The organism is Acidithiobacillus sp. IBUN Pt1247-S3, assembly GCF_041146875.1.
Classification (GTDB): Bacteria; Pseudomonadota; Gammaproteobacteria; order Acidithiobacillales; family Acidithiobacillaceae; genus Igneacidithiobacillus.
Genome location: NZ_JBFRXP010000012.1, coordinates 77,239 through 89,898, shown reverse-complemented (window position 1 = coordinate 89,898; position 12,660 = coordinate 77,239). Strand labels below are relative to the sequence as shown.

Genomic DNA, 12,660 nt, shown 5'->3' with positions numbered 1-12,660 from the left:
GGTACAGAGAAAAGAAGGGCGCTTACCCGGTATGAGGGAGAGATAAAAAGCGTAGTTCTGCAAAATAATTTGACGCCATTACAATATGCCGCATTGCTGCGCAAGACCCAGACTGACCCACATTTTGCAAAAAAGGTAAAAAAGGATATCGGTTAACGCACATCAGGAGGAGAGGCTAAGATGCGGCTACGGGAGTTAAGGATATCGGTAACGAAAGAGCAGGAAGCGTTGCTGGAAGGCCTCGAAAGTAAGATACGTGCTGGTGAGAAAGCAGGTGTAGATCTCTTTCTAGAGATCGTCCGCGAGAGGATAAATCTAGGTCACTATGAGCTACCCTCATTAGCTGGTGTGTTTCTCTCTACTGCCACATCTCAAGCAAGAGAAACTACTGCCGAGCCCGTTGCGCACTGCGAGAAAAAAGGAATGGAAACGCAATTGACAAGGGATCAAATTGGTAATGCTGAACCATTTTCCCAGGAGTGGAATTCTTATGATTGTGAAGGCAGGTTGATTCCTGCTCCCCCACCTTGGGATGATCCGCTCCCGAAAATCAAGTCGAAGATCGCAATTTATAATCCAACGGGACTCACACAGGCGCAATATGATGAACTGAGTGAGACAGACAAAATATGCCTAGGTTGCGCGGCATTTTACTTTGACGCTATCGAGAAGGCTGTCAGAATCCGCGCAGACATACCTTGCCAAAGGCGTGATGATAATACGGGGGAGTGGCATGAACTGCGGCCGGGGAGAATCACCGACTGGGAGAACCAACTTCTGCTGTGGTTTCTGGGAGATGGCCCAGAAAACTTCCGGCAGTTCCGTTTTCGTGAGCAGTGCGGAGCACTAGAAGATCTCTCCAACCAAGGATAGAAGTATTTAGCCGAGAGTAAATGCGATAGGCGAGGTAATATCCCTGGCTATAATCGCTACTCCAGAACCAGAACCTCAAAACGGCTCAGGCCTACTAGCTCCGCTTTACCTTCTAGAAGATCTTTACGGTGCAGAACTGCAAGCAGGGTGCGACGTCGCTGAAAGCCTCGATGGACAATGCCAAGGCCAACGGTCTACCACCCATGGTTAAGTGCGCTTACACCATCATGAACCACTGGGACGGCATCCTGCGCTGGTTCGGGAGCCACATCAGCAATGGCATCTTGGAAGGGTTCAAAAGCCTCTTGCAGTCCACCAGGTGCAAGGCGCGCGGCTAACGCGCACCCCTAAGAACTTCATCAACATGGCCTACCGATCGTGCTCGGCAGGTTACATTTTCAGCTACCCACGTGAAATAGGGGGGAACCTAGAAATATTTCTGTCTGCGTGATTTGTCGCAGGTTGGCGACATACACATTGTGTGTTTAACTGTCTGTTTTAATGAATAAATATCATAATATCAGGTGAGAACGCATCTCAGGTTGTCGCTCCGTCGGTACTGACTAACGACAATCACCGCTGATGAGGGTGCTGTGGGCAGCACAAAGCTTATGCGCAGAGTGCAGAATAATTCGTAAACTTTAATAATAACATATGGTTATGTAAATATTATTGAAACACGGTATAATTATTGCTTATGTAATAACATGCGATATTTTACGAAATTTCTAGCCATTCTCGTCGTTGCCTCTGTCCCATTCTTCCCCTCTCTAATCTACGCAGAGCCGACGATATCGCTGCGAGATCTCATACGCATATCTAAAAACAACAGCATGCTTGCAATCGAAAAAAATAAAATAGAATACAATTATTTAGAGATAAAAAAGCTCAGAGATGAATCTTCTGCGTTGCTTCAAACGAGAGTGAAGGGTGGCGTTTATCAACACCTCGGATATGATGGAATAGATAGGCACTATATCATGCGCCCAGACTTAGGGATTAAGTATTATTTGTTCGGAGGAAATAAATATCAAGAACACATTATCGCTGAAGCGGAACCAAGATATTATAAGTCTATATCTCATCTAGACTCCTATCAAAGAGAAGTTGAAAAATCAATAAAAACTTCCTACTATAAATATTGGAGAGATTATAAAATTGATGAAGAAATCGGGAAAATAACCCGCTTGATAAAAAAAATGCCGTTGGCACACCAAAGGAAATTGAAGAAGTTAATTCTGCGTTTAGATATGCGAAAATATTTATCAAACTTGCAGAAAGAGGTAGCGCTGACCGAGCTTGGCACCTCTTGTGGTAAAAAAATACCTTCATTCCGACCGATTTTAGAAAAAAGTAAAATCCCTGAAGCCAAAAATAGATCTATTTTTTATCATCATCCCGGGCTAGAGGGGCTCATTCGGTACTACCAATCCAGGAGACGCCTGGGATGGCTTGGGTTCGTCGATTTAAAATTCAAGATATTTGCTCGGCCATCTTATTATCCTGCAGCTAATCGGACAAAAATGGCCTTTATTGGCGGTATTTATCTTACCATGCCGTTAGATATTCTTGGCGCAGAAAAAAAAGAAAATATGCAATTGAATCTCGATAAGCAAAATATTTTGCTAAAAGTTGAAGCTTTAAGAAGAAAGCAAGTTGAGGAGAAAAAAATCGAGGAATTAGATTTTTTAATATTCAAAAAGAAGTTTTATTTTTGGAAAGAAAAAGCATCATATTCAATTGCAAAAATATATAAACTTTTGGCTATGCCAAACAGTTCAAAAATCGATACAAAGGAAATCGAAAGCTTGATTCGCTCATATCGCCAAGCGACAATCAAATGGATCTCTGCGAGATCGTCAATGGCACTTGCTTCGATTGGGTAGCATTGGCTGACTAAGGAATCTCTGCGCTGATCCGAAACTCTCCACCGGCTTGCGTGGGTTTGTCGCGCAGAGCTGACCGCTCCCCGTCCGCCAGTCGAAGGGAACATCGCTACGTGGGGCTAACAACCGTCGTCACCCCGCTAGCCGTCACCCCCATCTTTGCGCATACTATGCGCCTTTGCCGTCGGGGGCCTGAGGCCCGGTGGCGCTGGTCCCTTACCCAAGGATGAGTGATGCGTGAAGTAAACGAGATGCGCGCCCTGCGCGACGATCTCCAGGCCCGTCTGGACGGCCTGAGGGGGTATCTTTGACCTCGAAGAAAAGCGTGGTCGATTAGAAGAAGTCGGGCGGGAGCTGGAAGACCCAGGCATCTGGAACCAGCCGGAGAAGGCGCAGGATCTGGGGCGGGAACGCGCCAGTCTGGAAGCCATCGTGCAGCCGATGGACAAGCTTGCGGCGAGTCTTGGCGATAGCGCCGAGATGCTGGATCTGGCCCTGAGCGAGGATGACAGCGATCTCTTGGCGGCTGTGGATGCCGATCTCGATCAAGCCCTGGCGGCGGTGGAGAAACTGGAATTTCAGCGCATGTTCTCTGGTCCGCACGATGCCTCGGACTGCTTTGTCGATATCCAGTCCGGTGCTGGCGGCACCGAGGCGCAGGATTGGGCGGAGATGATTCTGCGCATGTATCTGCGTTGGGCCGAGGCGCATGGCTTTGCTGCCGATCTGGTCGAGGTATCTGAGGGGGAAGTGGCGGGGATCAAGTCGGCCAGTATCCACGTGAAGGGCGATCATGCCTTCGGTTGGTTGCGCAGCGAGACGGGAGTGCATCGTTTGGTACGCAAATCGCCCTTCGATTCTGGCAATCGCCGTCACACCAGCTTTGCCAGCGTCTTCATCTACCCCGAAATCGACGATAGCTTTGAGGTGGAGATCAATCCGGCGGACCTGAAGGTCGACACCTACCGCGCCAGTGGCGCCGGCGGGCAGCACATCAACAAGACCGACTCGGCGGTACGCATTACCCACGTGCCCTCGGGCATTGTGGTTGCCTGCCAGACCGACCGTTCGCAGCACAAGAACCGCGCCGAGGCGATGCGTATGTTGCGTTCCAAGCTCTTTGAGATGGAGCTGAAAAAGCGCGAAGCCGAAAAGCAGGCACTGGAAGACAGTAAGAGCGACATCGGCTGGGGGCATCAGATTCGTTCGTATGTGCTCGACCAGTCGCGGATCAAAGACCTGCGTACCAGTGTCGAAGTGGGCGACACACAAAAGGTGCTCGATGGCAGTTTGGATATTTTCATTGAGGCAGCCTTGAAGGCTGGTCTCTAAGGCAGGGGCGAGGGTAGGGCATGGAAGAACGCAACGATCAGATGCAGGTGCGCTGGGAGAAGCTGCAGCGCTGGCGCGAGAGTGGCCGCGCCTATCCCAATGCCTTCCGCCGCGATGCCGAGGCTGGCGATCTGCAGCGGCGCTGTGCGGATATGGATGCTGCGGCGCTGGAGCGGGAACCGATTGCCGCCCGCCTGGGCGGGCGTCTGATGACCCGACGGGTAATGGGCAAGGCGAGTTTTGCCGATCTGCAGGATGGCAGCGGTCGTTTGCAGCTCTTTCTCAGCCGCGATGAGCTGGGCGAGGGCAGCTATGCGCAATTTAAGGAATTCGACCTGGGTGACGTGATTGGCGTCGAGGGGAAGCTGTTTCGTAGCAAGACCGGGGAACTGAGCTTGCGCGTGCATTCCCTGCAACTGCTGTCCAAGGCCCTGCGCCCGCTGCCGGAGAAATGGCATGGCTTGAGCGATGCGGAGACCCGCTTCCGTCAGCGTTATGTGGATTTGATTGTGACTGAGCAGGCGCGGCGCACCTTCCAGGTCCGTTCGGCGACCACGGCAGCGCTGCGCCATGGTCTTACTGCCCTGCAGTTCATCGAAGTGGAAACGCCGATGATGCAGCCGATTCCCGGCGGCGCCACGGCCAAACCTTTCGTTACCCATCATCATGCCCTCGACATGACCCTGTATTTGCGCATCGCGCCCGAGCTGTATTTGAAGCGCCTGGTGGTTGGTGGGGTCGAGCGCGTCTTTGAGATCAACCGCAATTTCCGCAACGAAGGTATCTCCACCCGCCACAATCCCGAATTCACCATGCTCGAGTGGTATGAGGCCTACGCCGATTACCACATTGCCATGGATCGGACGGAGCATCTCATTCGCGCTGCAGCGCAAGCGGCCTTGGGGCAGACGAGCATCATCTATCAGGGGCAGGAAATTGACTTGGGCAAGTCCTTTGCCCGCCTCAGCGTGGCCGAGGCGGTGCGCGCCTATAATCCCGATCTGCACGGCGCAAACCTGCGCGATCCCGCCGTCCTCGAAGCCAAATTGCGGGCGCTAGGGATGCCGGTGCAGGCGGGCTGGGGTTGGGGCAAGCGCCTCATCGAGATCTTCGAAAAGACCGTCGAGACGCAGCTTCAGCAGCCGACCTTCATCATCGAATATCCCACCGAGGTTAGCCCCTTGGCGCGCGCCAGCGATGCCGACCCGGAAGTCACCGATCGCTTCGAGCTCTTCATCGCCGGACGCGAGCTGGCCAATGGCTTCTCCGAGCTCAACGATCCGGAAGACCAGGCAGAACGCTTTCAGGCGCAGGTCCTAGCCAAGGAGGCGGGGGACGATGAAGCCATGTTCTACGACCACGACTATATCCGCGCGCTGGAGTACGGCATGCCGCCCACCGCTGGCGTGGGTATGGGCATCGACCGTCTGGTGATGCTGCTGGCAGATCAGCCGAGCATTCGTGAGGTGATCCTCTTCCCCCATTTGCGACCTGAGCAAGCATGAGCCCTTTCGAACTCTGGGTGGGCCTGCGCTACACCCGCGCCAAGCGGCGCAACCATTTCATTTCCTTCATTACCGGCACGGCCATCCTCGGCATGGTGATTGGTGTTGCTGCCCTGATTACCGTCATGGCGGTGATGAATGGCTTCGACCATACCCTGCGTAGCCGCATCCTCGCCGTTACCTCTGATGTCATCGTGCAAGGCAATGGGGTACCGGTGCTCGATTGGCGCGAGTCGGAAAAGAATCTCTCGCAAGTGCAGGGAGTGACCGGCGTGGCGCCCTATGTCGAGGCGCAGGCCATGCTCTCCCATGATGGTCTAGTGAGCGGTGCCCTGATTGATGGTATCGACCCGCAGTTAGAGGGGCACGTCAATCGTCTGGCGCAGGACATAAAGGCAGGTAGCCTCGACGCCTTGCAGAAGCATCCCTGGGGTATCGTGCTCGGGCGTGCCCTGGCGCGGCAACTGGGGGCGACGATGGGCAGCAAGATCACCCTGATCTCGCCCAAGGGTGGGGTCACGCCCCTGGGGGTAACGCCAACCCTGCGCCAATTTACCGTCGTGGGTATCTTCTCTGTCGGTATCTACGCCTACGACAGCGGTATGGCCTATATCAGCCTGCCGGACGCGCAGGCACTCTACAATATGGGCTCGGGGGTGACGGGTCTGCGTATGCAGATCAAAGACCCCTTCAACGCCCCGGTCTTTGCGGCACGCCTGCAAAAGATCCTCGGCCCGGCGTTTTACGTACAGGACTGGACCCAGACCCACGAGAATTTCTTCAAGGCCCTGGCCATGGAAAAGCTGGTGATGTTCGTGATCTTGTCGTTGATCATTGCCGTGGCCGCCTTCAACATCGTCGCTACCCTGGTGATGGTAGTGACAGACAAGGAGCCGGATATTGCGATCCTGCGTACTTTGGGGGCGCGACCGCGCAGTATTATGCTCATCTTCATGGTGCAGGGAGTAATTATCGGCCTTTTTGGTACCGCCTTAGGTGTACTCGGTGGCGTGCTGCTGGCGCTGAATATTCCGACCATCGTGCCTTTCATCGAACAGCTCTTTCATGTGCAGTTTCTTTCCCCCGAGGTCTATTCCATTAGTCAGTTGCCATCGCGCCTGGAACCGGCAGATGTGCTACACGTGGCTATCGCCGCATTGCTGATGAGCTGGTTGGCGACCCTTTATCCATCTTGGCGTGCCTCCCGCGTCGACCCAGCGGAGGCGTTGCGCTATGAGTGATGTCGTCCTGCAAGTGGAACATCTCCGCCATGGCTACAGCTTTGGCGGCGGACGCCTGGACGTGCTACGTGATATCTGTCTGGAGCTGCGACGCGGCGAGCGCTTGGGTATTGTCGGTGCCTCAGGGCAGGGCAAAAGCACACTGATGCATCTGATGGGGGGTCTGGAGCGACCCAGTAGTGGCACGGTACGGGTTTTAGGGCAGGATCTCTACCGCCTCCCGGAAGCCGAACGTAGTCGCCTGCGCAATCAGAATATCGGCTTTGTTTATCAGCTGCACCGTCTGCTGCCGGAATTTACGGCGCTGGAGAATGTGTTGTTGCCGCTTCTGATTCGTCGTGAAAAGCGCGCCGTCAGTGAGCCCAGGGCCAAGGAACTACTAGACCGCGTGGGGCTAGGGCAGCGCTACCAGCACAAACCGGGGATGCTTTCCGGCGGCGAGCGCCAGCGCGTGGCCCTGGCGCGCGCCCTGGTGACGCGTCCGGCATTGCTTTTGGCCGATGAACCGACGGGTAATCTTGATCGCAACGCCGCTGAGGCAGTACATGCGCTGATGCTCGACCTGAATGCTGAATTGGGAACGGCGATGGTGGTAGTGACGCACGAGCCGGCCTTGGCCGAGCGCATGGCGCGGGTGCTGCACCTGCGCGACGGAGTGCTACAGGAAACCGCCGTCCCCTAGCTGCGGCTTTGGCGACGGCGAAACAAGCGCCAGTTGACCCAAACCCGCCAGCCCAGCATGATTCCCGCGTAGACGGTGGCGCCGAGCGCGCTGCCCAAAATGATGCTGCCAACCCAGGTGACCCAATAGGCGTGCCAGAGACGGTCGCCCATGGAGAGCAAGCCAATATTGCCGTGCACCAGACGCTGGATGTCGGCATAGTGAATGGTGATGGCGGGCGCCATATGCACTTGCTGCATCAGCCAGTAGCCGAGCTGATAGGAAGCGTAGAATACCTCGACGATGGTGAGTGGCCCGGTAACAATAAAGGGCATGAGCATGGCGAGAGGTATATTTACATCAATGCGGCGCCATCGGTGCAGCACCAAACAGAGAACCAGAATGGTCAGTTCGTGCCCAAAATAGGGAAGCGTGCCAATAAAGGTGCCCAGGGCACCCGCCCGCGCCAGGTTACTGCGTTTGAGCTGCCAGTAGGCACTGTGGGTTAGATAGTGGGTGAAACGTCCAAGAGGACGTTTTCTGAGGATTTCCTCACGGCGAGGGAGGCGGAAAAATGCGGGCAGGCGCAAGGGGAATCCTGTCGGGACAAAGAGGCCCTAGTCTAGCGAGTCTCGCGCACTGGTCCAAATCCTGGCCGAGTCTGCTTACCGTGTCTTTGGCGCTGCTAAGTGGTGTGTTGTTTTTTCAGTTCTTTACGGCATTGCCTGCCTGGCTACCTGCGGGACTCGCGTTACTGGCTTCTGTCCTTCTTGCCTGGCGCTGGCACCAAGCCCTCCTGCCGGCCTGTGTTGCGCTGGCCTTTTTGGGCGCCGACCTGCAGGCAAGACACCTGATCGGATTGGCCCTACCCGCCGGGCATTCCTATACCGTCACGGGGCGCATAGAGGGCATTCCACAAGAGCAGAGGGGGCAATGGCGCGTGCATATCGCCCCAGAAATCCTTGAGTCGGGGGGGCAGAAGCGGCCGGCGCCGCCCTTGCTTGAGCTGCATGGCGCCCTGCCCGAAGTGCCGGTTACTGGACAGCGTTGGCGGCTGGAAGTCCGTACTGAGTCTTTGCAGACCCTGCGCCACAGCGCCTTTGTCGACCTGCCGCGGCAACGCTTCTGGCAAGGTGTGCTCGGTGCCGGAAAGATCGTTTCGGCTACTCCTGTAACACCATCCTCCTGGCATCCTCTGGATCTGCTCGCGCAGTGGCGCAGCCGAGTGGTACAGGCCAGTAATGCCGCCTTACCAAGGGTTTGGGCGGGATACGTACAAGCCCTGACGGTGGGCATTGGTAATCAACTCCCAGCGGAGATCTGGCAGATCTATCGTGACACCGGCACCGCACATCTATTGGTAATTTCGGGCTCCCACGTGGCGGTAGTGACCGGATTTTTTCTTTGGTTCTGGCGTTTTCTATGGCGCCGCATCCCGGCCCTAGTGCGGCGCTGGCCAGCGCCGCAGGCGGCCTTGCTGGCGGCAATTCCAGTGGCTTGGACCTACGCCTACTTGGCGGGCATGCAAAGCCCAGGCGAGCGGGCAGCATGGATGATCACCGCTGCCAGTGTGGCAGCCCTGCTGGGACGTCGACATGCGGTGTGGTCGGGTTTGGCCTTCAGTGCCGCGATGATGGCCCTGCTCGACCCTGGCCAGGTCATCGACCTCGGCTATTGGCTGTCGATTCTGGCGGTGGCGGTGCTGATCAGCCTGGGTATGGAGGAAGGACACTGGCGCCAGGCGCTGGTGGCGCAATGGCGTGTCTCGATCTTGTTGCTACCCCTTCTCGCGTTTCTTTTTGGCAGCATTTCCCTGATCTCGCCGCTCGCCAATCTCCTGGTCATCCCCTTGATCGAGCTGCTGGCGGTGCCCTTGGCCTTGTTGGGAGCAGTGTTTGCCCTGCTCGATTGGGAGTTGGCCTACCGTGTCCTGTTTCGTCTCGTCGCTCTGGAGATGCAGGCGGTGACGGCCTTGCTCGATTGGTTGCGGCATTGGCCTTGGGCACTATTGACGGTAGCCCCAGGACGTTTTTGGGCGGCCCTGGCCAGCGCACTCCTTTTTGCGTTGCTGCTGTTGCCGCGTCACTGGCCGGGGCGCAACCTGGCCTATCTTGGCTTTGTACCGTTGCTGGCACCGGGACATACCCCCGATGGCTTTCGCCTCGACGAGTTGCCCGTCGGCAAGGGTATGGCGCTGTTTTGGCAGTCGGGACGCGACACCGGGCTCTACACCGCCAATCTCTGGCATCGCCCCGACCAACGCGCCCTGGCACCCCTATTGGCGGCGCAATTACAGCAGGCCGGGCAGAAGCGCGTGCGGGTTTGGGTATTGGGTGACCTTTCCTCGCCACATCCCCTGCCCGCTGCCGAGCAGACCGTGCTCCCCGTAGGAAATCGCTTGCCAGAACTTGAGCGGGTAAGCAGGGTATGTACCGGAGGGTCAATTCCTGGTGGAAAAATGCTGCATTTTTCCTCGCTGCAGCCCTGTGTGTTGAGTCTGGACCAGGACCGGGTCGTGATCCTGGGTGACATGGATGAGGCTACGGAGACCCGTTTTCTTGCTGCCCATTTGCAAATTGGCCCAAAGGTGATTTTTGCCCCCTACACCTGGGATGCCTGGCAGCGCCACGCCCTGCTACACGCCTACCCCTATGCCAGTATTCGCTACTTGGGGGAAGGTGGCGGGCAGCCTTGGCATTGGCAGGGCAGCAAACTGCGCTTGCCCAGCGCCACCCGTCAGCGCCCATATTGGGAGATGGCCCGATAGCGCCACAAATGGAATAATGCAAGCAAATAAGTCGTGAGGAAGAGAAATGTCCGAGCTCGCATCGGTCGGTTTTTCGCTGTTGTGGTCCTTTCTGGCGGCCCTGTTGGCTCTCCTGCTGTTATGGGGGCTGCACGTTACGCATGTCTGGTGCCAGACGCGTCTTGCCCGTGCCTTGCTGCGCCAACGCCAGGGTTCGCTAGGTCAGTATTTAAGCCAGCTGCAGTTCTTGCTTTCCGGGTTCTTGCGCCTGCTTTTTTGGGCCTCGTATGCATTGGTGACCGCGCTATTCGTTACCTTTGTGCTGCGCCAGTTCGACTTCAGCCATCATCTCGGGGTGCGGCTGTCGTTATGGCTGGAGAAATGGCTGGGTCATGTCGTGCAGGGGATTTTGGGGAGTCTGCCGAATCTGTTGATGGCGGTCCTCATTTTTGTGTTGGCGCGGGCGCTGGTGCAAGCCAATTCCGCCTTCCTACGGAGGGTCGAGAATGGGCGCATCCGTGTGTCGTGGATTTCCGCTGACCTTGCCGCACCAACGCGGCAGATCAGCGCTTTGCTCATCTGGCTCTTCGCTCTGGCGCTGGCCTACCCCTACTTGCCGGGGTCGAGCAGTGCCACCTTTCAGGGGGTTTCGGTACTGGCGGGTCTGATGATCTCCCTCGGCGGGCAGAGCGTGGTCGGGCAGGCCCTGGCCGGTTTTTCCATGCTCTATTCCCACGCCTTGCGTGCTGGTGAGTACGTCGCTATTGGCAATACCCGCGGTACCGTAGTCAAGATCGGTATTTTTGCAACGCGCATCGAGACGGGGACCGGCGAAGAGGTGAGTATTCCCAACGCCGTGGTCTTTAGTCAGCCAATCCGCAATTTTTCCCGTGACGGTACAGGTAAACGCCATACACTCCAGGTATCTGTATCTATTGATTATTCGACGCCGTGGCGGCAGGTGCAGGCGATGCTGCTGGCTGCGGCCCGGCGCAGTCCAGGTCTGTTGGCTGATCCGGCGCCCTATGTGTTACAAAGCGCCTTGTCCGACTTTTACATTGAGTACACGCTGGTTGCTTGTTTCGATGTGGCCTTGCATGGTGGACATGCTCTGGTGCAGTCCCATTTGCATGCTGAGGTCCTCGATGTGTTTAACGAAAATGACGTGCAAATCATGTCACCACATTTTATTGCCAACCCGGCCGAGCCAGAGTTGGTGTCGACAGCTAACGCCTGGGTAGGGACTGCTCAGGCGGCACTGCAGCCGGAGTCGCAATCTTCCGCAGTGAATTGACAAGGAGAGGAAACGTGATCAAAAAGACCTTATTGGGCATGACTATGACTGCTGCAGCCCTGAGCACGAGCCTGGCCGCTCAGGCTTGCACGCGGGTAGTGTACCACGGTGAGGATGGCCTCAACATCACTGGCCGTACCATGGACTGGAAGGACCCTATGCATTCGCGCCTGTGGATCTTTCCCGCGGGCCTGAAGGAGAATGGCGCGGCCGGCAAGAACTCTGCGGAGTGGACCTCGCGCTATGGTAGTGTGGTGGTAACTTCCCTGAATGCCGCAGTCAGTGATGGCATGAACCAGAAAGGTCTCGACGCCAATCTCCTGTGGCTGAATAGTAGCAAATATCCTGATCAATGTGCCGCCAACGATAAACGCCTCGTTATCAGTGCGTGGGCACAATACTTTCTCGACAACTTCGCTACGGTCAAAGAGGCCGTGGCGTCGCTCAAGACGCATCCAGTCTGTCTGATTTCGGCGCCCATCCCGGGTACCGACAAATTCACCACTCTGCATCTTTCGCTTTCTGATGCCGACGGCAACAGCGCCATATTGGAGTATATCGATGGCAAGCTGGTGGTGCATGAGGGGCGGCAATACCAGGTCATGACCAATGATCCAGAGCTCCCGCATCAGTTGGCCATTGCCGAGTATTGGCGTGAGATTGGCGGAACCACCTTTTTGCCCGGTACCAATCAGCCACCGGATCGCTTTGCCCGCGCCGATTTTTATATTCACGCCGTCCCCAAGACCGCGAACAACCAACAGGGCGTAGCACAGGTCTTTAGTGTGCTGAACAATGTCTCCGTGCCCATGGGGATTTCTACTCCCGGTCATCCGAATATCTCCACCACCCGCTGGCGGGTAGTGGCAGACCAAAAAGATCTGAAATATTACTTCAATTCTACCTCTAGCCTGGATCTTTTCCGGGTCGACCTGAAAAAAGCCGACTTGGCTCCCGGCGCCCCGGTGATGCTGCTGCCCATGGGGCAGGGGCAGGTCTATGCCGGTGATGTGATCAAGGATTTCCGCCCGGCCAAGCAGTTCCAGTTTGTGCCGGTTCCCCCCGAGGTCCTGGCTAACCTGAAGTAACAGAAAGGTTCTCGGCAAATCCGGCGCTTGTGCT

The 12,660-nt window shown here is 56.1% G+C and carries 11 protein-coding genes and 1 pseudogene; 11 read left to right on the top strand and 1 reads right to left on the bottom strand.

Annotated features, from left to right (window positions below; translation table 11 throughout):
- The 8 genes and pseudogenes from AB4090_RS09930 to AB4090_RS09895 form a co-directional block, all read left to right on the top strand.
- A partial coding sequence (locus AB4090_RS09930; protein ID WP_369573716.1) for a DUF4168 domain-containing protein occupies positions 1-156 on the top strand: 156 nt, incomplete at its 5' end.
- Between the two features lie 24 nt (positions 157-180).
- Positions 181-873: a hypothetical protein gene (locus AB4090_RS09925; RefSeq protein ID WP_369573711.1), complete on the top strand. Its 693-nt coding sequence runs from the start codon at positions 181-183 to the stop codon at positions 871-873.
- 56 nt (positions 874-929) lie between these two features.
- Positions 930-1,287: pseudogene (locus AB4090_RS09920) on the top strand (transposase); the annotation flags it as partial.
- Between the two features lie 419 nt (positions 1,288-1,706).
- Entirely contained in the window at positions 1,707-2,759 is a 1,053-nt protein-coding gene (locus tag AB4090_RS09915; protein ID WP_369573710.1) for a hypothetical protein, read from the top strand.
- 233 nt (positions 2,760-2,992) lie between these two features.
- Positions 2,993-4,091, top strand: a protein-coding gene (gene prfB, locus AB4090_RS09910; protein WP_369573709.1) for a peptide chain release factor 2 whose coding sequence is annotated in 2 segments (ribosomal slippage) — positions 2,993-3,067 and positions 3,069-4,091 — 1,098 coding nt in all. Because the reading frame shifts where the segments join, the coding sequence is not laid out codon by codon here.
- Between the two features lie 20 nt (positions 4,092-4,111).
- The gene (gene lysS, locus AB4090_RS09905; RefSeq protein WP_369573708.1) at positions 4,112-5,596 is read left to right on the top strand and encodes a lysine--tRNA ligase; all 1,485 of its coding nucleotides are present in this window, start codon (positions 4,112-4,114) and stop codon (positions 5,594-5,596) included.
- Positions 5,593-6,837, top strand: coding sequence for a lipoprotein-releasing ABC transporter permease subunit (locus AB4090_RS09900; protein WP_369573707.1), 1,245 nt, complete (start codon positions 5,593-5,595; stop codon positions 6,835-6,837). The genes lysS and AB4090_RS09900 overlap by 4 nt, the downstream gene beginning before the upstream one ends.
- Positions 6,830-7,519 carry an ABC transporter ATP-binding protein gene (locus tag AB4090_RS09895; RefSeq protein WP_369573706.1) on the top strand — a complete coding sequence of 230 codons (690 nt, stop codon included), beginning with the start codon at positions 6,830-6,832 and terminating at the stop codon, positions 7,517-7,519. Before AB4090_RS09900 ends, AB4090_RS09895 begins: the two co-directional genes overlap by 8 nt.
- Here the strand turns inward: AB4090_RS09895 and AB4090_RS09890 are convergent.
- Positions 7,516-8,088 carry a DUF2062 domain-containing protein gene (locus AB4090_RS09890; protein WP_369573705.1) on the bottom strand — a complete coding sequence of 191 codons (573 nt, stop codon included), beginning with the start codon at positions 8,086-8,088 and terminating at the stop codon, positions 7,516-7,518. The genes AB4090_RS09895 and AB4090_RS09890 overlap by 4 nt on opposite strands.
- A gap of 80 nt (positions 8,089-8,168) precedes the next feature.
- Here AB4090_RS09890 and AB4090_RS09885 point away from each other — a divergent pair, with 80 nt between their 5' ends.
- Genes AB4090_RS09885 through AB4090_RS09875 form a run of 3 tightly spaced genes read left to right on the top strand, consistent with a single transcriptional unit; the run spans position 8,169 to position 12,626 of the window.
- On the top strand, positions 8,169-10,265 hold the full coding sequence (locus tag AB4090_RS09885; protein ID WP_369573715.1) for a ComEC/Rec2 family competence protein: 2,097 nt from the start codon (positions 8,169-8,171) through the stop codon (positions 10,263-10,265).
- A gap of 46 nt (positions 10,266-10,311) precedes the next feature.
- On the top strand, positions 10,312-11,538 hold the full coding sequence (locus AB4090_RS09880) for a mechanosensitive ion channel family protein (RefSeq protein WP_369573704.1): 1,227 nt from the start codon (positions 10,312-10,314) through the stop codon (positions 11,536-11,538).
- 14 nt (positions 11,539-11,552) lie between these two features.
- Complete coding sequence (locus AB4090_RS09875; RefSeq protein ID WP_369573703.1) at positions 11,553-12,626, top strand: linear amide C-N hydrolase; 1,074 nt, start codon at positions 11,553-11,555, stop codon at positions 12,624-12,626.
- Positions 12,627-12,660: the final 34 nt, after the last annotated feature.

Bases quoted from the DNA above. Each gene is read 5' to 3' on its own strand.
- AB4090_RS09925 (WP_369573711.1), top strand. From the start codon at position 181: ATGCGGCTACGGGAGTTAAGGATATCGGTAACGAAAGAGCAGGAAGCG.
- AB4090_RS09915 (WP_369573710.1), top strand. From the start codon at position 1,707: ATGCTTGCAATCGAAAAAAATAAAATAGAATACAATTATTTAGAGATA.
- lysS (WP_369573708.1), top strand. From the start codon at position 4,112: ATGGAAGAACGCAACGATCAGATGCAGGTGCGCTGGGAGAAGCTGCAG.
- AB4090_RS09900 (WP_369573707.1), top strand. From the start codon at position 5,593: ATGAGCCCTTTCGAACTCTGGGTGGGCCTGCGCTACACCCGCGCCAAG.
- AB4090_RS09895 (WP_369573706.1), top strand. From the start codon at position 6,830: ATGAGTGATGTCGTCCTGCAAGTGGAACATCTCCGCCATGGCTACAGC.
- AB4090_RS09880 (WP_369573704.1), top strand. From the start codon at position 10,312: ATGTCCGAGCTCGCATCGGTCGGTTTTTCGCTGTTGTGGTCCTTTCTG.